We start from the raw sequence: 20,553 nt of genomic DNA, 5'->3' as shown, positions 1-20,553 counted from the left end.
AGAGCAATAGCTCATTTCAAAGGCTGGATAGATGCAAAAATGCGAGGTGTTGCGACAAAGTATTTGTTACATTATCTTACTTGGTTTAGAGAAAGTAACTCAAGCTTTGATTATCGGCGAATCTTACAATCTGCATATGGGTAACAATACATGAATGGAACAGAGCCTATGTAAAATAACTAAACGTCAATACCTTGTAGCATCTATCGATATAAGTCCTTGCCTAAATTTAAAATGCTGTTTATTCTTTTAAGTCCACTTTTAATTTATAAATTCAATGGTTACTTATATACATTATGGCGTTGAAAAAAACTGTAGAACAAACTGTCCGCCAATTGCAAAAGCTGATCAAAAAGAAATTTTTTAAAGAAGCTGTTGTTAAAGGCTCTAAAGCATTAGAGCAATTTCCTAACAATGGCCTTATTCTTAAATTGGTGGCCACATCTGCGGTATCAGTAAAAAACTTTTCTGTGGCAGAAAAAATGCTCCGGCTGTTAGTTGCTTTGAATAAAGCAGATCTTGCTATTTGGCACTTGCTCGGTGTAGTTTTAACTGAGCGTCAAAATTATGATGAAGCTCAATCAATATTTGAACAATTATTCAATCAAACTGGTAATGTCAGTATTTTATTGGATATTTCTCGTAACTTGGCTTATCAAGGGGATTTTGTTGGCGCTTTGGCTGTATCTGCCAAATTGATTGACTTAAGAGGCAATGATAAAGATCTTTATGGGCATGGGCAGCTGCAACTTTATTGTGGTGATCTTCATAATGGCTGGCAATTATATCGATTAAGAAAAAAATTAGAGACAGATCATTCCGTTGTTATTAGTCGTAAACTTCCTTTGTGGAAGGGGGATAAAAATAATAAAGTTAAATTAGCTATTATTTTTGAACAAGGGATTGGTGACGAATTACTCTTTTCTACGGTAATTCATCAGTTGACAAAACAAGGGCTGGAATGTTCTTTAGTGGTGAATGAAAGGCTAAAAAAATTATTCAGTAGTAATTTTCCTTCGTGCATAGTGCACAGCTACAAATCATTTAATAAAAAAATTGTAAGTCTAAATACCACTGAATTGAAAACCCATTTAGATTGCTATTGTTTGGCTGGCGATTTATTTGAATATATGCGACCAACAATTGAATCTTTTCAACAATCATTTCTTCCTCTACAAGCGAAAAGTAAGGTTGAATTTCCAGAATATTCTGGTTTGAAAGTTGGTATATCCTGGAAAGGAGGCAATAATGATTATCAATATAATAGTCGATCTATTGCGTTAAATAATTTGTCTGGTTTATTTAATGAAAACAATATTACCTGGGTGAATTTACAACACGGTGAGATAAGAACCGAGATTCAGCAGTTGGAGAATAAAACAGGTAAACTCATTCATGTAGTTGACAATGCCTCTCCATCAGGTGATTTTCTTGACTACGGAGCATTAATATCACAACTGGATCTTGTTATTACGGTTGATAATGCGGTTGCAAACTTTGCGGGTGCTTTAGGGGTACCAACTTTGTTAATGTGCTCTAAGTATCCATTTTGGTGGTGGCGTACTACTACCGATAATCAATCATTATTTTTTCCATCTGTGACTGTTTTTAATCAACAAGTTGGAGAGTTAGGTTGGGATGCTGTGATAGCTCGGGTTCATCAAGCCTTGGTGGGTAAGCTGAAAAATAAGGTGGTAAAATGATGATACTTGATTGTACCTTACGTGATGGTGGTTATATAAATAACTGGCAGTTTAAAGGCCGGGATATCCGCGGAATTATCACCAGTTTGGTTGTGGCAAATATTGATCTTATTGAAATAGGTTATTTAAGCCATGAACAGCATATTGGCAACACTTATAGTAAGGATATTAATAATTTAACTTCTTATATTGGAAATGATTTTTCTGACATAAATACGAAATTTGTCGTGATGTGCAATTATGGTGAACTAGATATTAAGCAATTACCAGCTAAATGTGTAATACCTTCTTTATCGGGTATAAGGTTAGCATTCCATAGGAAAGATTGGCATGATGCTATCCGTCAGGCTAAAGAAATAAAAGCTTTAGGTTATCAGGTTTTTATTCAGCCTATGGTGACGGCTAACTACTCTGATATGGAATTGTTGGCGTTATTAGAAGAAGTAAATAAATTAGCGCCGTATGCTTTTTATTTGGTTGATAGCTTTGGCAATATGGACGCATCATGCCTGAATCGTTTAGCTTTACTTGTTGATCATAATTTGTCGTCTGATATTCTGATGGGCTTTCATTCTCATAATAATATGCAGCTTTCGTTATCAAACGCGATGACATTTTTTAATATGTCTCTTAAAAGAGAGTTAATCGTAGATTCATCACTTATGGGGATGGGGAGAGGAGCTGGAAACCTTCCTACAGAAGTGCTGATTAACAGTCTTAAACATATTGCACCTCAATACCAACTTCTGGAAGTACTTGAAGCCATCGATAATTATATTGAGCCTATTGCTCAACAATATAATTGGGGGCCAAATTTAGGACAATTTTTATCTGCAGCTGCTGGAACTCACCCTAATTATGCCTCTTATTTAATCAATCAGAAAACCTTACCCGTATCTATTATTCAACGCTTGTTAAATGAATTGAATGAAGTTGAAAAAAATAATTACCGACAAGAGGCAATAGAAACAATTTATCTTGATTATAATAAAAGAGAAAATACTGATTGTTGTGATACTTTACCTTTTGATGTTGGCAATCTTTTGTTGATAGCTCCGGGTACTAGTGTTGCTTTACACCAAAGTGAAATAGAAAAAAAAGTAATTCATTATGATTATAATATCATTGCTATAAACCATGTACCTGACACGTTGAAAGCTGATTATCTATTTTTTTCTAATCAAAAAAGGTACAACGAATTTGCGCACTTTATTTGGGATAGTACTCGTTTAATAGTAACGTCCAATCTTTCAATGTTATCTCAACATAGAGCATGCATTCGTTTAAACTTTAAGACGCTTTATGAAAACAGTGAAGTATTCAGCAATAATGCTGTGTTATTATTGTTAAATGCATTAAGCCTGTCAGGTTCCAAACGGGTATCTATTGCTGGGTTAGATGGTTACCAAATAAATTCCGATGATTTGATTCACGGATCTAGTTATGGGGCATTAAGTTCTAAAGAAAAAGCATCCCGTAATGAGGAAGTTTTAGCTGGATTAAAAAAAATAACGACTAACCTTTCTATTCAATTTTTAACACCTTCACTTTATAAGAAAGATTTGCCGCTAAAAATAGCTGTTATTATTCCTGCACGATATAAATCTTCACGTTTTCCCGGTAAGCCTCTGGCTAAAATTGCAGGTATACCAATGATAAAGCGAACATATCAGCAAGTAGTCAATATTCCTGAGGTCGATACTTTTATTTTGACTGATAATCAACAAATTAAAGCGTTTTGTCTGTCCCAGAATATGTCAGTAATAATGACTTCTGAACAATGTTTAACCGGGACTGATCGGGTTGCTGAGTTTGCTTCTCGTTATGATTATGACTTGTATGTTAATGTTCAAGGGGATGAACCCGTTATAGATCCTTCTGTCGTCAATGAAGTGATTGATAGTTATAGAATACATGGAGAGCAATACATCGCCTATAATTGTTTTAAAGAAGTAACAGAAAGCGAATTTAACACTCCAACAATTGTAAAAGTAGTGCTCAATAATGACAATGAACTCATATACATGTCTCGGGCAGCGCTTCCGGTTAATTACAGTAAACAACAAAAATTAAAGGCATACCGTCAAGTGTGTGTGTATGGTTTTACTAAGCATGCTTTAGAAGTTTTCACTAGCAATGATAAAACAAGAAATGAAAAGTATGAAGATATAGAATTGCTCAGGTTAGTTGATTTAGGGCACAAGGTTAAAATGACGGAAACTACTTTTTCTTCAATTGCGGTAGATGTACCTGAAGATATTGACAAAGTAGAAGCTTTTTTAACTAGTAAAGGCATAGAGTAATGAATAGGAAATTATTTTGACAAAAGTAACATTACTCTTTGATTTAGATGGCACTATTGTTGATACATCTGCAGGTTTTGTTCAATCATTAAAGTATGCTTTTTCAGTTTATGGTATTGATTGTCCTGATGATGATTTTTTTATTGAGCGTATCTCTCATGGATCTATTGGAATCATAGAAGAACTTTGCGACAGTGAATTTACCACAGAACGTAAAACAGCAATTAGAAAAGTGTTTCTTGATCATTATCAGCCTATATCCGCATTAAATGTAGAACCATACGGTGAAATTGTTGCCACCTTACAGCACCTTTATAAGGCTGATATATCAATGGCGGTTGTAACTAATAAACCTGAAAAGTTAGCACTGCCCATAATGTCAGCAATAGGTTTAGATCATGCTTTTAAGATTATAATTTGCCCTGAACAAGTTAGTGTTATTAAGCCAGATCCCGAAGGTTTAGTGAAAGCATGTAATTACTTGGGGGTGGATCCAAAAGATGCTATTTATTGTGGTGATCATGCTAAAGATATTTGTACAGCTAAAAATGCAGGTATGAAAAGCATTGCTGTTAATTATGGCTTTAAATTTAAAAACGATGATTTTAACTTATGGGGAGCCGATTACCTTTGTCACACCCCGACAGATTTGTGTCAGTTATTATTATCTTTTATCAAAGTAAAATGAGGATGAACCTTTTTAAATTTCAACATTCATTTTTCTACGTTTTTAAATTTGAACAGCAGTAATTCTCGATTTTGCACTTCATTTTCCCTCCATCGGCACTATGTATGAAATCCATCATCCAGCACTATATATGAATCTCATGGTATGGGGACAATCAATCATTTTTTCTACGCCTAAATAGATCACCCAATGAGTGGAATTAGTATTATAATGAGCTTTCCGGGCTAAGTTCTGCAATTAAGTGTGCTTTTAAGTTTTCTTCCTGCTGCTCGGTTAGTGCATTTCCCTCTTCGGTTGATACAATAAACAGATCCTCTGCGCGTTCACCAATGGTGGTTATTTTGGCGGTATCCAACACCAGACCACTGCTGCGGAATACATCACCTATATTGGCCAGAATACCCGGTGCATCAAAGGCGACCAGTTCAATCTGCGTGCGTTTTCGGCGGGTTGGTAAAAAAGTGACTTCAGGTTCAAACTTAAACTGACGCTTAACCCTGGGCAGCCGGGTCTGCTGCATATTAACTTTCTCCGGTGCAAGCAGCGCCATTTCTATCGCTTGTTTTAAACGCTGAATTTTATCCGGATCAATATGCTCGCCGTCCTGCTCTAATACAGTAAACGTACTAAGTGAAAAATAATCACGGCTGGAAAGTATTTTGGCATCATGCACACTGAGTTTTTTATTATCAATTTCAGTCACCACGGAAGAAAATAGTGCCGGCATATCTTTGTGGTAGACGAATATTTCCGTTGCACCGCGTTCATTCTGATCACTGATTAAGATCATCGGGCGACTGTGGTCATCATGTTTTAACAGGTTAACCGTATGCCATACAATCTGTGCCGAGTGGTAACGGAAAAAATAGTTCAGTCTAAATCGTTTCCATAAAGGTTTTACCTGCTTTTCAGTAATACCGGCTTCCATTAACAGGCCTAGTGTTTTACGCTGCCTGTCGCGAATACGATCACGTATATCGGGGGGATTTTCCAGTCCGCGGCGAAGCATTTTTAAAGTACTGTAATATAGATCGCGTAACAGCGCGCCTTTCCAGCTGTTCCAGGTGTCTTCATTGGTTGCACAGATATCGGCAACTGTTAAACAGTGTAATAAATTTAGGTGTTTTTCATCGCGCACTAGTTTGGCAAATTCAATGATCACGCGCGGGTCGCTAATATCTCGGCGCTGCGCTGTAACTGACATGGTCAGATGATGTTTAACCAGCCAGGAGACAATATTGCTTTCATAGCGGCTAAAACCGTGCAGCTGACAGAAAGCCTGTGCATCAACGGCGCCCAGAGTGGAGTGATCTCCTTTCTGGCCTTTGGCAATATCATGAAAAATAGCCGCTAAAAAAAGCAGTTCAGGCTTCTCTAAATAGCTGTATATTTCATTTGCCAGCGGGTGATGTTCTTTCGTTTTAGGATAGTTGTAAATATTTTTAACCAGTTTATGGCTGTGCTCATCAACTGTGTAGGCGTGGAACAGGTCGAACTGCATCTGCCCGACGATACGACTCCACTGTGGAATATAAGCGGCTAAGATTCCGTATTCGTACATTAATGTGAAAGCCAGGCCCATGCCTCTCGGATGTTTGAGGATATGCAGGAAAATTTCCCGGCACTCAGGAATATTCTGCAGCCAGTGAGTCAGGCCTCGCCGCGCTTCGCGCAGTTCACGTAAAGTTGGTGAGTAAATACCTGTGATGCGCGGGTCTTTAGCGACATGTAGAAACAGCTGCAGAATCGATTCAGGCTGATCACTAAACAGGCTGCGGGTTTTTAATTCAATCATATGCTCACGCAGGTGGAAGTGTTCATCGATATATTCAATGTGCTGTGCGATATTACCTAAAATGGCTTCATCAAAATACTGCAGGAGCATTTCGTTAAGCTCTTTGACCCGGTGAATAGTTTGATAAAAAGCTTTCATCATCTGCTCAACGGCTTGATTTCCCTGCCCGCGGTAACCTAATAATGCTGCCACTTCATTCTGATAATCAAACAGAAGGCGGTTATCAGGCCTGTTAGTTACCGTGTGCAGGGCAAAACGGATTGTCCACAGCGAAGTCTGGCAGTCAACTAACTCCCGGTACTCTCCCTGAGTAATATAGTTGTAGGTGATTAAATCTAACAAAGTATGCGCCCCGAAATGACGCTTTGAAATCCAGGCAATGGTTTGAATATCGCGCATGCCGCCGCAGCCGTTTTTAAGATCTGGTTCAAGGCTGTAACCATCACCGCGGCAGTTGCTATGGCGCTGCTTCTGCTCATCTTTTTTGACCGTAAAAAATTCATCAGCAGGCCAGAAATCGTTCCCGTCAACCAGCTGCAGTAGTTTTTCATAGGTATTGTGGTTACCTACGATATGGCGTGCTTCAATCATGCTGGTAGCAACGGTGATATCAGCTTTACCCTGCTCAGAGCAGTCATGCAGGGTGCGCACACTGTTACCAATATCAAGTTTAAGATCCCAGAGCAGAGTGATAAATGTACTTATCTTTTCTTCTGACTCTTTACTGAAGCCGCTTTCTGACAGAATAAGCAGGTCAATATCTGATTTAGGGTGCAGTTCACCGCGCCCGTATCCGCCAACCGCAATCAGGCTGAGATCGTAACTTTCATTCAAGCCGATAGAGTTCCACAGGCGTGCCAGAAGTTCATCGATATAACGTGCACGCTGGGTAATGATGGTGGTAATTTTATGGCGTGCTTTAAAGCAGTCAACCTGCCATTCTTGAAACTGTTTAAGGTGATTTTTCAGATAACTGATAGTGAGGTTATCTTCTTGAATATTGACTGGGGAAAGTTTTTCGAAATCCATTTTAACCTCATGCAGGTGTTATGGGGGCCCCCATTATATTAATGAAGGCGTAGAGAGATTAAATGTGACTGATAAAGCGTTCGATAGTTTCTTCCGGGCGTAATGTTAAAATCTCAACGCCGTTTTCAGTAACTAATAATGTATGTTCCCACTGCGCAGATAGTTTTTTGTCTTTAGTGACCACAGTCCAGTCATCTTTCAGTACTTTGCAGTTTTTCTTGCCGGCATTGATCATAGGTTCAATAGTAAAACACTGGCCGACTTTTAATGTTTCACCGGTTCCAGCTTTACCGTAATGTAAAACCTGCGGTTCTTCATGAAAGCCTGCGCCGATACCATGGCCGCAGTATTCACGAACTACTGAATAACTGTTTTTCTCTGCATGTTTTTGAATGGCCGCGCCGATATCACCCAAACGAGCACCTGGCTTTACTAAGTTGATGCCTATATATAAGCATTCCTGTGCAACACGAGATAAACGCTCTGCTAAGATAGAAGGCTTACCGACCACAAACATTTTTGATGTGTCGCCGTGATAGCCGTCTTTGATTACTGTAATATCAATATTAATAATATCGCCGTCTTTCAGCGCTTTATCATTAGGAATACCGTGACAGACAACATAGTTTAATGAAGTACAGATTGATTTTGGAAAGCCGTGATAATTAAGCGGTGCCGGTACTGCTTGTTGTTCATTAACAATCATGTCGTGGCAGAGTCGGTTAAGCTCATTGGTCGTTGTGCCTTTTTGAATAAAAGGTTCGATCATCGTCAGTACATCCGCGGCTAACTGGCCTGCGATACGCATTTTTTCGATTTCTTCTGCCGTTTTTATGATTGCTGCCATCTGTTTATGTCTCTATTTTGTTACATGAATAATTAAGCGATAACTATAAAGAAATAATGTTACCGAAGCTAGTTAAGTTTACGCTCTTTAACCCTTGTTAGTGCTGTGGGATAGCCGGTATCGGGAGATAGAAAGCTGGATAATAATCGTATAACTTTAACACAGGAATTATTGAGTTGAACCACAGAGTGTGATATAAAGCGCATCGAGTTTGTAACAGCAGTTAGTTGTTGCAGAACTCACTTAACTGATACGTCCTTTTTCTTACATAGTTCACCTGGTGAACAATGAAATTTAAAGGCGTACTTAAAATAACACACACACATCGACACGTAACTCGGGGTGCCTTTTATTCAAGTTGTTTGAGTATTGGGTCGAGTGTATGGGATGTGTGGAGGCCTAACCCCCTAAGAGGAAATTCTAATGGCAAATGTATCAATGCGCGATATGCTACAAGCTGGCGTTCACTTCGGTCACCAAACTCGTTACTGGAACCCAAAAATGAAACCTTTCATTTTCGGTGCTCGTAATAAAGTTCATATCATCAACCTTGAGCAGACTGTTCCAATGTTCAACAAAGCACTTAACTTTTTAGAAGCGAAAGCAGCTAAAAAAGGTAAAGTATTATTTGTTGGTACTAAACGTGCAGCTTCTGAAGCTGTTAAAGAAGCAGCTGAAAGCTGTGATCAGTTCTACGTTGATCACCGCTGGTTAGGTGGTATGTTGACTAACTGGAAAACAGTTCGTCAATCGATCAAACGTTTGAAAGACCTTGAAGTTCAAAGCCAAGACGGTACTTTTGACAAGTTAACTAAAAAAGAAGCGCTTATGCGTTCTCGTGAGTTAATCAAACTTGAAAAAACGCTTGGTGGTATCAAAAACATGGGCGGTATCCCAGATGTAATCTTCGTAATCGATGCAGATCACGAGCACATTGCAATTAAAGAAGCGAATAACCTGGGTATCCCAGTTATCGCTGTTGTTGATACTAACTCATGCCCAGACAACATCGATTTCGTTGTTCCTGGTAATGATGATGCTATCCGTGCTATCAAATTGTACTTAGATGCAGCTGCTCTGACTGTTAAAGAAGGTCGTGAGCAAGATGTTATCGTACAAGCTGAGCAAGACGGTTTTGTTGAAGAAGTTGCTGAGAAATAAGCACTTCTAAGCTAAAAAGCTCTTATTAATCAGTGTCAAACTGATTATCGGGGGTCTTAATGACCCCCTTTTTAATTGAAAATAATAGGAATTCGACAATGGCTATTACAGCTAAGCAAGTTAAAGAACTTCGTGACCGCACAGCTGCGGGTATGATGGATTGTAAAAAAGCATTAGTTGAAGCAGATGGCGACATCGAGCTTGCAATTGAAAACATGCGTAAATCTGGTGCTGTAAAAGCAGCTAAGAAAGCAGGTCGTGTTGCAGCTGAAGGTGTTATCCTGGCTAAAACTGCTGGTGACGTTGCACTTATCGCAGAAGTTAACTGTGAAACTGATTTCGTTGCAATGGACAAAAGTTTCCTTGCATTCGCAAATAAAGTTGCAGATATCGCATTAGCAAACAAAGTAGATAGCGTAGAAGCGCTAGCTGAATTAGCATACGATGCTGATACAGTTGAAGATGCTCGTGCTGCACTAGTTGCTAAAATCGGCGAAAACATCTCTGTACGTCGTTTACAAATCGTTGAAGGTGAAAACCTTGGCGCTTACGTACACAGTGGCAAAATTGGTGTTGTATCTGTACTTAAAGGCGGCGATGCTGACCTTTCTAAAGATATCGCAATGCACATTGCAGCAGCTGCTCCAACATACGTTAAGCCTGAAGACGTACCTGCTGAAGTTGTTGCTAAAGAGAAAGAAATTCAACTTGCGATTGCAATTGAAAGCGGTAAGCCTGAAGCAATTGCTGAAAAAATGGTTTCTGGTCGTATGGCTAAATTCACTGGTGAAGTGAGCCTTACTGGTCAAGCATTCATTAAAGATCCTTCAATGAAAGTTGCTAAGCTTCTTAAAGATGCTGGTGCTGACGTTGAATCTTTCATCCGCTTAGAAGTGGGTGAAGGTATTGAAAAAGTAGAAGAAGATTTCGCTGCTGAAGTTGCTGCAACAATGGCCGCTTCTGCAAAATAATCATCTTAATAAACAATGAGTTTTACTTGTTGTCTTTAAAGAACCGCGGCTGAGACTGCGGTTCTTTTATATTAAGAATATGGCGATTTTATTAACAAGCTGCTTTAAAACTGTTCGATTTGAATGCCGGATCGTTTTAAAAACAGGCAGCTTGCTAATGTAATCGGTATTAACTCCACTTTGAGGAAAGAACACTATGAGCACGAATCCTAAATCTGCATATCGTCGTATTTTATTGAAATTAAGTGGAGAAGCCCTCGTCGGTGAAGAGGGGTTTGGTATTGACCCTAAGGTGCTGGATCGTATGGCCCTGGAAATCAAATCACTAATTGAAGCAGGTGTTCAAGTTGGTTTAGTTATCGGTGGTGGTAATATTTTCCGTGGGGCAGGTCTGGCTGAAGCGGGTATGAACCGTGTTGTCGGCGACCATATGGGCATGCTGGCAACGGTAATGAACGGTCTGGCAATGCGTGATGCACTGCACCGCTCACACGTTAACTCACGTTTAATGTCAGCAATCCCGTTAAACGGTGTTTGTGATGATTACAACTGGGCAGAAGCCATTAAGCATCTAAAACTAGGTACTGTAGTTATTTTTGCTGCGGGTACCGGTAATCCGTTCTTTACTACTGATTCTGCAGCCTGCCTGCGCGGTATTGAGATTGAAGCTGATGCCGTATTAAAAGGCACCAAAGTTGACGGTGTATATGATGCAGACCCGGTGAAAAATCCAGATGCAAAATTATACAGCGAGATTGATTACCAGGTTGTATTAGAAAAAGAGCTGCAGGTTATGGATTTAGCCGCATTTACATTAGCACGTGACCATAGTTTACCGATTCGCGTGTTTAACATGAATAAACCTGGTGCTTTAAGCCGCGTTGTACTTGGCGAAAATGAAGGCACAACGATTACGCACTGTACTGAAGTTAAATAAATAAAAACTTAAAAACGTAAAAAATTAAGGGAATTGTTATGATCAATGAAGTAAAAAATGATGCTCAGACTCGCATGGGTAAAAGCATTGAATCATTTAGAAGCCAGCTTGCAAAAGTGCGCACTGGTCGAGCGCATCCAAGCCTTTTAGACGGTATTATGGTGCCGTATTACGGAAGTAATACACCACTTCGTCAAGTGGGTAATGTATCAACAGAAGACTCGCGTACATTAACGGTTACCGTTTTTGATGCATCGTTAATCCAGGCCGTAGAGAAAGCGATCATGGGTTCAAACCTGGGGCTGAATCCTATGTCTGCCGGTACGGTTATTCGTATTCCATTACCACCGTTAACGGAAGAGCGTCGTAAAGATCTGATTAAAGTGGTTCGTGGCGAAGCAGAAAACAGCCGTGTTGCTATCCGTAATATTCGTCGTGACGCAAACGGTGATTTGAAAACGCTAGAAAAAGATAAAGATATCAGCGAAGATGAACAGCGTACAGGTGAAGAACTTGTTCAGAAAGTTACCAATGAAAGCATCAAACAAATTGATGAAATTCTTGCGGTAAAAGAAAAAGAGCTGTTAGAAGTTTAATCGTATAATAATCGGCACACCTGGCTGCAGGTGTGCTGTTTTCTGTTAGTAATATTTCTCAGGGTCGATTGTGATAACGTTAAATGAAAGTTTTAAATTACCTAAGCACGTCGCTATCATTATGGATGGTAACGGCCGCTGGGCGGAAAGCAAAGGAAAGCACCGTGTTTTTGGACATAAGCATGGCGTCAGAGCTTTACGTAAAGCGATTACTTTTGCCAGCGACAGCAATATTAAAGCATTAACTATTTTCGCTTTCAGCAGTGAAAACTGGCAGCGGCCGGCAAAAGAAGTCAGTATGCTGATGGAATTGTTTTTTACCGTATTAAAAAGTGAAATAAAGAAATTAAATAAAAACAATATTAAATTAAAAATCATTGGTGAATTAAGCGGTTTTAGTGAGCGCCTGCAGAAAAAGGTTTTGGAAGCAGAAAAAGCCACGGAGAATAATACCGGGCTGGTACTTAATGTTGCTGCTAATTACGGCGGACGCTGGGATATAACTCAAGCAGCTAAAAAATTGGCTAAGCTAGCCGCAAGCGGTGAATTAGACGCAGATGACATTGATGAGAAAATGTTAACTCAAGCTATCTCCTTAGAGTCGCTGCCGCCTGTGGATCTGATGATTCGAACCGGTGGTGATCAGCGTATTAGTAATTTCTTATTATGGCAGCTGGCCTATGCGGAACTGTATTTTACTGACATTTTATGGCCTGACTTTGATGCGTCTGCTTTTCAGACCGCTTTAGATGTTTTTTCTGGAAAGGAACGTCGTTTTGGAAAAACCAGTGAACAAGTCAGCTCAAAGTCACCTTAACCGCATGAATATCGTAACCGAATTTAACAGGATGTCTCTGTGAAACAACGAATAATAACCGCCTTGATTTTAGCTCCTCTGGTAATTGCGGGCATTTTTTTCTTACCGCTTAAATTTTTTATGCTCTTTTGCGCTGCTATTTATTTACTGGCCAGCAAGGAATGGGGAGCATTTGTTGATAATAAACCTTCCAGTCTGGTTCTTTATCTGTTCGGCTTAGTGCTTGGCGTTACATTAATTTTTATGCCCATAGAACAGGTCTGGGTGAAAGGTATCGCTAATTCCATCTTAATTAACGGCTTTATTGTAACTGCGCTGTGGTGGTGTCTGGCACTACTCATGGTGGTTAGCTACCCGAAAACAGCATCACTCTGGGCGAAAAATAAATTAGTCAAAAGTCTGTTTGGCTTGTTGACTCTAGTGCCGTTTTTCTGGGGAATGGTGTTATTACGCTCGGTTAATATGCACCATGATTTTTATTACGGTGCAGAACTGTTAATGTTTGTCTTTCTGGTGGTCTGGGCCGCAGATACCGGTGCCTACTTCTGTGGTAAGAAATTTGGTAAACACAAGTTAGCGCCTAGTGTCAGTCCGGGAAAAACTATCGAAGGTTTTTTGGGCGGCTTAGTGAGTTCAATGCTGGTCGCGCTGCTAGGTTCCATTTATTTTGCTATTCCTACGGATAAAATGGCATTCTTCTTTGTTGGTGCATTGTTAACCAATGTGGTCTCGGCACTTGGTGACTTAAATGAAAGCATTTTCAAACGTGAAGCTGGTTTAAAAGACAGCGGTAATCTTTTACCCGGGCATGGAGGCATATTAGACCGAATTGACAGTCTGACGGCTGCTGTACCTGTTTTTGCTCTTATCTATCTTATTTGGCTTATTTAATAAATGAAAAAGTTAGCTGTTTTAGGCGCAACAGGTTCAATCGGTGCAAGCACGCTTAGCGTGTGCAGAGCAAATCCGGGTTTATATCAGATCTCTTTATTAGCCGCTGCGTCTAGTGTTGATAAAATGTTTGCCCTGTGCAGGGAATTTTCTCCTGACTATGTATCAATGAGTGATCCTCTGGCAAGTGCCGCTTTATCTTCCCGGCTGCAGCAGGCTAAACTGGCCTGTATTGTTGTTGATAATGAAGAGCAGTTACTGCAGCTGCTGGCAAGCAGTGAAGTTGACTCGGTAATGGCTGCTATTGTCGGCGGCGCCGGATTAACAACGACACTGGCGGCAGTTAACGCCGGTAAAGAGATTTTTCTTGCTAATAAAGAGTCACTGGTGATGTCAGGCGCCTTGTTAATGGATGCGGCTGCAAAATCGGGCAGTAAGCTTTGGCCCGTTGACAGTGAGCATAACGCCATTTATCAGGCATTATCTGCAAAACTGCAGGACAGCATCGGTGAATGTGATCTAGAAGGCGAAGGAGTTGCTAAAATATTACTGACCGGCTCCGGCGGTCCTTTTTTAAACACTGCGCTTGACTCATTTGCCGGGATCACACCTGCGCAGGCCGTTAAACACCCTAACTGGTCAATGGGGCAGAAAATATCCATTGATTCCGCCACTATGATGAATAAAGGCCTTGAATATATTGAAGCCCGCTGGTTATTCAATGCCTCTAAAGAGCAGCTGCAGGTGATTATACATCCACAGTCTGTTATCCACTCTATGGTACAGTATAAAGACGGCAGTGTGATTGCGCAGATGGGCAATCCGGATATGCGTATCCCGATTGCGCATGTGATGGGAGGCGCCCAGCGGATAGAAAGCGGAGCTGGTTGTCTAGATTTTTTCTCCAGCCCTGATTTTAGTTTCAGTGAACCCGATTATCAGCGCTATCCGTGTTTAAAATTAGCTATTGATGCTTGTTATCAAGGACAGCATGCGACCACCACGTTAAATGCGGCTAACGAAATAGCGGTTGAAGCTTTTTTAAATAACAAAATTAAATTTCCCCAGATAGCACAGCTTGTTGAACGCGTTTTAAATAACAGCAGCGCCGTTCAGGTTGACTCAATTTCCCACTTGTTAGAAATTGATAAACAGGCAAGGCAAAGTGCTTTGCAGCTGATTAATCGAGAAAATTTATGCTGAGTGCTTTATGGAACTTAGGTGCATTTGTTGTTGCATTAAGCATTTTAGTGGCGATTCATGAATACGGTCATTTCTGGGTTGCTAGACGCTGCGGCGTAAAAGTACACCGTTTTTCAATCGGCTTTGGTAAAGTGCTGTTTAAGCGTATCGATAAGCACGGTACCGAATTTGCTGTTGCCGCTGTGCCCCTTGGCGGCTATGTCAAAATGCTTGACGGGCGGGTTGAAGATATTCCGCCTTCGGAGCAGGACTCTGCATTTGATAAAAAAACAGTCTGGCAGCGTATTGCCATTGTTTCCGCCGGCCCGATCGCTAATTTTATTCTCGCGGTGATCGCTTTTTTCTTTATGTACTTGATTGGTGTTAATAGTGCCAAGCCGGTTATCAGTGATACAGTTTCCGGCAGTCCCATGAGTGTTATTGAGAACGACAGCCGTTATCAGGTGACGGCTGTTAATAAGCAGATTGTTGGTGACTGGGAAGCGCTTAATCTTGCTCTGGTTGCTCAGATTGGTGAAACTGCGTTTGATATCACGATTAAACCGCTAACTGCGGATAAAATTGACTTGACCTTTGAACCAACAAAAACTTTTACGGTCTCACTGCAGAATTGGACATTTGATCCTAAAAAAGAGTCGATAATAACCAGCTTGGGTTTGATTCCTTTTTCACCGCAGGCTTATCTTCAGGCGGCAGTTGTTGCAGAAGGCGGGGCCGCAGAGAAAGCTGGACTACTCGCAGGTGATAAATTAATCGCTATTAACGGTGTTAAATTAAGCAGCTGGCAGGAATTTGTTGAACTTATCCAGCAAAATGCTAACCAGGTACTGAAACTTGATATTGAAAGAGGCACAATAGCGCAGGAAATGACTCTGACACCTGACGCTCGCGAAACTCAGTCTGGTAGTGCTTTGGGCTATATAGGCCTTTCACCTGTTGTTGAGGCATTTCCTGAAGAATACCGGGTAAAATTACAATATGGTCCATGGCAGGCTTTCACCAAAGCGCTGCACAAGACCGGACAGTTAACTAAGCTGACTTTTGATACCCTGGTAAAACTAGTTACAGGTGATATTTCGGTTAAAAACCTGAGCGGTCCTGTTGCGATAGCAAAAGGGGCGGGCATGAGTGCCGATTACGGCATTGAGTATTTTCTCGGATTTTTGGCTTTAATCAGTGTCAATTTAGGTTTAATGAATTTAATTCCGCTGCCGGTATTAGACGGCGGACACCTGATGTATTATTTCGTCGAAGTAATAACAGGTAAACCTGTGCCGGAAAGGATACAGGATATTGGTTTCCGGATTGGCGGAGCTATTTTAATGAGTTTAATGCTGATTGCTATACTCAATGATTTTAATTTACTCTAGGTCTCCAGACTGCGTTGTAGGTGGTTGATAAATCATTGTGTTGAAAGTGTATTTATAACTTTATAAACTCAGCCTAATTAAAATGATTTCGTATAGTTTCATAGCAGAGTTAATACTCGCGGTTTTACTAAAAATTTCAGCACTGAATGCGCTTAATAAAAACACTCATATAAGTGTTGTAAAGGATTAACGGATAAAATGATTAAGAAATATCTACTTTCTTCTGCGATTGTAATCGGCAGCTGTTTACCTGCATTATCATTTGCAGAACAATTCACTGTTTCAGATCTGCAGTTTAAAGGTCTGCAGCGGGTCACTTTAGGTGCAGCTTTACTGAGCCTGCCAATTAGAGAAGGTGATGTTGTTGATGATTATGAATTATCTAAAGCAGTCAAAAAGCTTTATGCCAGCAGTCATTTTGAATCAATCGAACTGAGCAGAGACGGTGATGTTGTTATCTTCACCGTTAAAGAGCGTCCGACGATTAGTAATGTTGAATTAAGCGGCAACGATAAATTAACCGAAGAACAAATTTTTGATTCATTAAAATCATCTGCAGTGCAGGTTGGTGAATCTCTAGACCGCACAACACTCAGTGCTATCGAAAAAAGCCTGGAAGATTTCTATCACAGTGTCGGTAAATACAGCGCAAAAGTTGAAACTATCGTCACGCCGCTGCCTCGTAACCGGGTCTCTGTCCAGTTCGTATTTCGAGAAGGTCTGACTGCAAAGATCGAACAGATTAATATTATTGGTAATACTGTTTTTCCCGATGAGCTGCTGCTCAAACGTCTGACACTAAGTGACTCCGGCGGCTGGTGGGACTTTTTTGCCGATGATAATTACCAGAAGCAGAAGCTTGCGGGTGATTTAGAAGTTATAAAAAGCTATTACCTGGATCGCGGTTATATTCGTTTTGCGATTGATGAAACACAAGTTGCGTTAACCCCGAATAAAAAGGGTGTTTATGTAACGGTGAATGTGGATGAAGGCGATATATATAAAATCGATGATGTTAAATTTATCGGTGATTTATTAGATCACGATGCTGAAATTGCCTCGCTGGTACCTTTTAAGAGTGGCGATGTTTATGCCGCATCTGATGTCTCATTTGCAGAACAAAGTATTCGTAAATTCTTCGGGCGTTTAGGTTATGCCTACCCGGAAATTACCACCTACCCTGAAATTGATGATGAAACCAAGACGGTTTCAGTTAACTTTTCTATTGAACCCGGTCAGCGTGGTTATGTTCGTCATATTAATATTTCCGGTAATACTACGACTAAAGATGTTGTATTACGCCGTGAGATGCGTCAGATGGAAGGCGGCTGGTTATCAAGCGAAAGTATTGAAACGTCAAAAGCTCGTCTTAACCGTTTAGGTTTTTTCTCTAAGGTTGATATCAATACCGAAAGAGTCAGTGATGATTTAGTCGACCTGAATATTGCTGTAGAAGAACAGGCTTCGGGCTCCTTTAATGCGGGCGTTGGTTACGGTACTGAATCAGGTATGAGCCTGACAGGTGGTGTACAGCAGAACAACTTCCTCGGATCCGGTGACAAAGTTGGTTTTGAAGTAAAAACTAATAAATATAATACCAGCGCAAATGTAAATTATACGACACCTTATTTAACCAAAGACGGCGTCAGCGGCGGCGGTCGACTCTTTTATGATAAATTTGAAGCGGGTGAAGCAAACATTGTTGACTACACCAATACAACTTATGGTGTACGCGGTAATTTAGGCTTTCCAGTGAATGAACTTAACCGCTTAGGTTTCAGTGTCGGCTGGGAAAATAACGGTATTTCACAATTAAAATCCTACGAACAGTTAACTACTTTCTGGGATATTTATGGTTCAATGCTTAATGACGACGGTTCGGTTAACTTCCAGAATTTTGATGTAACAGCTAAATGGACACGAAATAATCTAGATAAAGGGCAGTTAGCCACTCAAGGTATGAAGCACTCTTTATCGGGCAAAATGACCGTACCAGGTTCAGATCTGCAGTACTTTAAAATAAATTTTGAGATCAGCAATTATCAGCGTATTACCGATGACGGTGACTGGACGACCCTGCTTCGAGGCAGTGCCGGTTACGGTAATGGTTACGGTACCTTCGAAGGTCATGATCAGATACTGCCTTTCTTCGAGAATTATTATGCTGGTGGTTACAGAACCCTGCGTGGTTTCGCCAGTAATACGGTAGGTCCTCGTGCAATGTACAGCGGACAAAACAGCGTGGGTAATAACTCACTGCTTTTGACTGATAATGCTGTAGGTGGTAATGCTAAATATACATTAAGCGGTGAAGTCATCTTCCCGGTACCGTTCCTTGATGAAGCCTATACCAGACAGGTACGCAGCAGTTTGTTTATCGATGCCGGTGAAGTGTGGGATACTGAGTTTGATTATGAGAAATATCAGCAGGTAAGCTGTTCATATAACTGTGATTATTTTGGTGATTATTCTAAGCCTGGTAGAATACGTGTTTCAGCGGGTACGCAGATTACCTGGGTTTCCCCCATGGGACCATTAATTTTCACTCTGGCCTGGCCGATCAAAAAATATGAAGGAGATCGTACGGAAGTATTCTCATTCAATATTGGTGAAACATTCTAATTTTTTACAAATATAACTGCAGCCTATATAACAGACTGCAGTGTTATCTTTTATTATTACGGAGTTATAAAATGAAGTCTTTTTTTAAAGTAGTTACAATCGCTGTTGCATTAATTTCTGTTCCAATGGCTAATGCTTCGCAGGAAGCTGCAAAAATTGGTGTCGTATTTCCAACTAAAATTCTAAAAGCATCGCCGCAGCGTGACGCGATACAGAAAAGCTTACAAGCTGAGTTCAAAGATCGTTATGAAGACATCCAGACTATTGAAGCTAAATTAACAGAGCTAGATGCAAAACTGAAACGTGATCGAGAAATGATGTCTGCGTCGGATGCATTCGAACTAAATCTACAGATTGAAGTTAAACGCTCTGAGTACCAGCTTAAGCGTAAAGCATTCGAAGAAAATAACCGCCGTCGTCAGAATGAAGAGCAGCAGAAATCTTTCCTTGAAGTGCAGAAGGTTATCGAAGCGGTTGCTGCTAAGCAGGGTTATGATGTGATCATGAACGGTGAACAAACTCTTTATACTAACCCTGCATTAGATATTTCAGACATCATCATTAAAGAAATCAGTAAGAAGTAGGCAGCAGGTAATGACATATAATCTGGCTCAGTTAGCTAAGCAGTTAAATGCACAGTTAGGCGGTGATGAAAATCTTGTCTTAGAACGTCTTGCTACCTTTGATACCGCGGGAACCGGTGATATTACTTTTGTATCAGACAAAAAGTTACTGGCTAAACTTGAGCTATGTCAAGCAGATGCAATTGTATTACCGATTGAGTTACAGGAAAGTTATCAGGGTAATGCACTGTTTATGGATAACCCCTATGTAGGTTATGCATTACTCGCGTCTTTATTCGATACCACTCCGAATTCGAAGGCCGGCATCGCGCCTTCTGCTGTGATTGATGCCACAGCAGTAATCGGTAAAAATGTTGCTATTGCAGATAATGTTGTTATCGGCGCTAATGTACAGATAGCCGATAATTGCCAAATTCTGGCAAATACAGTGATTGGTCAGGATTCGATTATCGGTGAAAGTACTAAAATTTACCCTAACGTGACTGTTTATCATAGCTGCCAGTTAGGCAGACGCTGTATTATTCATGCTAATACCGTTATCGGCTCAGATGGTTTCGGTAATGCACCGTATCAGGGAACCTGGGTCAAAATTCCGCAGATAGGTCAGGTTTTGATTGGAGATGATGTTGAAATCGGCTCCTCAACAACCATTGACCGCGGCGCATTATCCAATACCGTCATTGCAGATGGTGTAAAAATTGATAATCAATGCCAGATTGCTCATAATGTGTCGATCGGAGCCCATACAGCAATTGCCGGTGGTTCAAATGTTGCCGGCAGTACAAAAATTGGTAAAAACTGTATACTCGGCGGCTCGGTTGCAATGAACGGCCATTTAAATATTACTGATAATGTGGTTATTACCGGTGACAGCATGGTGATGCGCAGCATTGATCAACCTGGTATTTATTCATCCGGCGTACCGGCACAAAAAAATCGGGCATGGCGTAAAACAACTGCCTACACGTTAAAAATTGATGATTTATTCAAACGTGTTAAAGAACTTGAAAAACAACTTAAAGATTAAATAAAGGAA

The 20,553-nt window shown here is 40.4% G+C and carries 16 protein-coding genes and 1 pseudogene; 15 read left to right on the top strand and 2 right to left on the bottom strand.

The annotated features are described in order from the left end of the window. Nucleotides 1–3 precede the first annotated feature (3 nt). From G327_RS27300 to G327_RS25900, 4 genes and pseudogenes are all read left to right on the top strand, one after another. Nucleotides 4–144 (top strand): annotated as a pseudogene (locus G327_RS27300) (IS1595 family transposase); the annotation flags it as partial. Between the two features lie 152 nt (nucleotides 145–296). Further along, nucleotides 297–1,703: a hypothetical protein gene (locus G327_RS0102525; protein WP_019613193.1), complete on the top strand. Its 1,407-nt coding sequence runs from the start codon at nucleotides 297–299 to the stop codon at nucleotides 1,701–1,703. After that, the gene (locus tag G327_RS0102520; RefSeq protein WP_019613192.1) at nucleotides 1,700–4,006 is read left to right on the top strand and encodes a 3-deoxy-manno-octulosonate cytidylyltransferase; all 2,307 of its coding nucleotides are present in this window, start codon (nucleotides 1,700–1,702) and stop codon (nucleotides 4,004–4,006) included. The genes G327_RS0102525 and G327_RS0102520 overlap by 4 nt, the downstream gene beginning before the upstream one ends. Before the next feature lie 16 nt (nucleotides 4,007–4,022). Further along, nucleotides 4,023–4,694, top strand: a complete 672-nt coding sequence (locus G327_RS25900; protein WP_019613191.1) for an HAD family hydrolase — start codon at nucleotides 4,023–4,025, stop codon at nucleotides 4,692–4,694. 205 nt (nucleotides 4,695–4,899) lie between these two features. On the opposite strand, the gene glnD is transcribed toward G327_RS25900, so the two are convergent. Together glnD and map are read right to left on the bottom strand one after the other, a co-directional pair. Continuing rightward, the gene (gene glnD, locus G327_RS0102510) at nucleotides 4,900–7,518 is read right to left on the bottom strand and encodes a [protein-PII] uridylyltransferase (RefSeq protein ID WP_019613190.1); all 2,619 of its coding nucleotides are present in this window, start codon (nucleotides 7,516–7,518) and stop codon (nucleotides 4,900–4,902) included. Nucleotides 7,519–7,576: 58 nt separating this feature from the next. Next, complete coding sequence (map, locus tag G327_RS0102505; RefSeq protein ID WP_019613189.1) at nucleotides 7,577–8,365, bottom strand: type I methionyl aminopeptidase; 789 nt, start codon at nucleotides 8,363–8,365, stop codon at nucleotides 7,577–7,579. A 423-nt stretch (nucleotides 8,366–8,788) separates the two neighbouring features. Between map and rpsB the strand changes: the two genes are divergently transcribed. From rpsB to lpxD, 11 genes are all read left to right on the top strand, one after another. Continuing rightward, entirely contained in the window at nucleotides 8,789–9,526 is a 738-nt protein-coding gene (rpsB, locus tag G327_RS0102500) for a 30S ribosomal protein S2 (protein WP_019613188.1), read from the top strand. A 98-nt stretch (nucleotides 9,527–9,624) separates the two neighbouring features. Then, a complete protein-coding gene (gene tsf, locus G327_RS0102495; protein ID WP_019613187.1) occupies nucleotides 9,625–10,497 on the top strand; it encodes a translation elongation factor Ts in 873 nt (290 codons plus the stop codon). Nucleotides 10,498–10,693: 196 nt separating this feature from the next. Then, a complete protein-coding gene (gene pyrH, locus G327_RS0102490; RefSeq protein WP_019613186.1) occupies nucleotides 10,694–11,434 on the top strand; it encodes a UMP kinase in 741 nt (246 codons plus the stop codon). 38 nt (nucleotides 11,435–11,472) lie between these two features. After that, complete coding sequence (gene frr / locus G327_RS0102485; protein WP_019613185.1) at nucleotides 11,473–12,030, top strand: ribosome recycling factor; 558 nt, start codon at nucleotides 11,473–11,475, stop codon at nucleotides 12,028–12,030. A gap of 70 nt (nucleotides 12,031–12,100) precedes the next feature. Next, on the top strand, nucleotides 12,101–12,847 hold the full coding sequence (gene uppS / locus G327_RS0102480; RefSeq protein ID WP_019613184.1) for a polyprenyl diphosphate synthase: 747 nt from the start codon (nucleotides 12,101–12,103) through the stop codon (nucleotides 12,845–12,847). 39 nt (nucleotides 12,848–12,886) lie between these two features. Continuing rightward, nucleotides 12,887–13,738, top strand: a complete 852-nt coding sequence (locus tag G327_RS0102475; protein WP_019613183.1) for a phosphatidate cytidylyltransferase — start codon at nucleotides 12,887–12,889, stop codon at nucleotides 13,736–13,738. A gap of 3 nt (nucleotides 13,739–13,741) precedes the next feature. Then, a complete protein-coding gene (gene ispC / locus G327_RS0102470; protein WP_019613182.1) occupies nucleotides 13,742–14,941 on the top strand; it encodes a 1-deoxy-D-xylulose-5-phosphate reductoisomerase in 1,200 nt (399 codons plus the stop codon). Next, nucleotides 14,935–16,311, top strand: coding sequence for a sigma E protease regulator RseP (gene rseP, locus G327_RS0102465; RefSeq protein WP_019613181.1), 1,377 nt, complete (start codon nucleotides 14,935–14,937; stop codon nucleotides 16,309–16,311). The genes ispC and rseP overlap by 7 nt, the downstream gene beginning before the upstream one ends. A gap of 198 nt (nucleotides 16,312–16,509) precedes the next feature. Further along, complete coding sequence (bamA, locus tag G327_RS0102460; RefSeq protein ID WP_019613180.1) at nucleotides 16,510–18,933, top strand: outer membrane protein assembly factor BamA; 2,424 nt, start codon at nucleotides 16,510–16,512, stop codon at nucleotides 18,931–18,933. Nucleotides 18,934–19,004: 71 nt separating this feature from the next. Continuing rightward, nucleotides 19,005–19,517: an OmpH/Skp family outer membrane protein gene (locus G327_RS0102455; protein ID WP_019613179.1), complete on the top strand. Its 513-nt coding sequence runs from the start codon at nucleotides 19,005–19,007 to the stop codon at nucleotides 19,515–19,517. A gap of 10 nt (nucleotides 19,518–19,527) precedes the next feature. Further along, complete coding sequence (gene lpxD / locus G327_RS0102450) at nucleotides 19,528–20,544, top strand: UDP-3-O-(3-hydroxymyristoyl)glucosamine N-acyltransferase (protein ID WP_019613178.1); 1,017 nt, start codon at nucleotides 19,528–19,530, stop codon at nucleotides 20,542–20,544. Nucleotides 20,545–20,553: the final 9 nt, after the last annotated feature.

The organism is Psychromonas ossibalaenae ATCC BAA-1528, assembly GCF_000381745.1.
In the GTDB taxonomy this organism is placed as follows: Bacteria; Pseudomonadota; Gammaproteobacteria; order Enterobacterales; family Psychromonadaceae; genus Psychromonas; species Psychromonas ossibalaenae.
The sequence above is the reverse complement of the archived record's forward strand: the minus strand, read 5'-3'. Positions and strand labels throughout refer to the sequence as shown.

Coding starts and splice junctions, on each gene's coding strand:
- G327_RS0102525 (WP_019613193.1), top strand. CDS start 297: ATGGCGTTGAAAAAAACTGTAGAACAAACTGTCCGCCAATTGCAAAAG.
- G327_RS0102520 (WP_019613192.1), top strand. CDS start 1,700: ATGATGATACTTGATTGTACCTTACGTGATGGTGGTTATATAAATAAC.
- glnD (WP_019613190.1), bottom strand. CDS start 7,518: ATGGATTTCGAAAAACTTTCCCCAGTCAATATTCAAGAAGATAACCTC.
- map (WP_019613189.1), bottom strand. CDS start 8,365: ATGGCAGCAATCATAAAAACGGCAGAAGAAATCGAAAAAATGCGTATC.
- rpsB (WP_019613188.1), top strand. CDS start 8,789: ATGGCAAATGTATCAATGCGCGATATGCTACAAGCTGGCGTTCACTTC.
- tsf (WP_019613187.1), top strand. CDS start 9,625: ATGGCTATTACAGCTAAGCAAGTTAAAGAACTTCGTGACCGCACAGCT.
- pyrH (WP_019613186.1), top strand. CDS start 10,694: ATGAGCACGAATCCTAAATCTGCATATCGTCGTATTTTATTGAAATTA.
- frr (WP_019613185.1), top strand. CDS start 11,473: ATGATCAATGAAGTAAAAAATGATGCTCAGACTCGCATGGGTAAAAGC.
- ispC (WP_019613182.1), top strand. CDS start 13,742: ATGAAAAAGTTAGCTGTTTTAGGCGCAACAGGTTCAATCGGTGCAAGC.
- rseP (WP_019613181.1), top strand. CDS start 14,935: ATGCTGAGTGCTTTATGGAACTTAGGTGCATTTGTTGTTGCATTAAGC.
- bamA (WP_019613180.1), top strand. CDS start 16,510: ATGATTAAGAAATATCTACTTTCTTCTGCGATTGTAATCGGCAGCTGT.
- G327_RS0102455 (WP_019613179.1), top strand. CDS start 19,005: ATGAAGTCTTTTTTTAAAGTAGTTACAATCGCTGTTGCATTAATTTCT.
- lpxD (WP_019613178.1), top strand. CDS start 19,528: ATGACATATAATCTGGCTCAGTTAGCTAAGCAGTTAAATGCACAGTTA.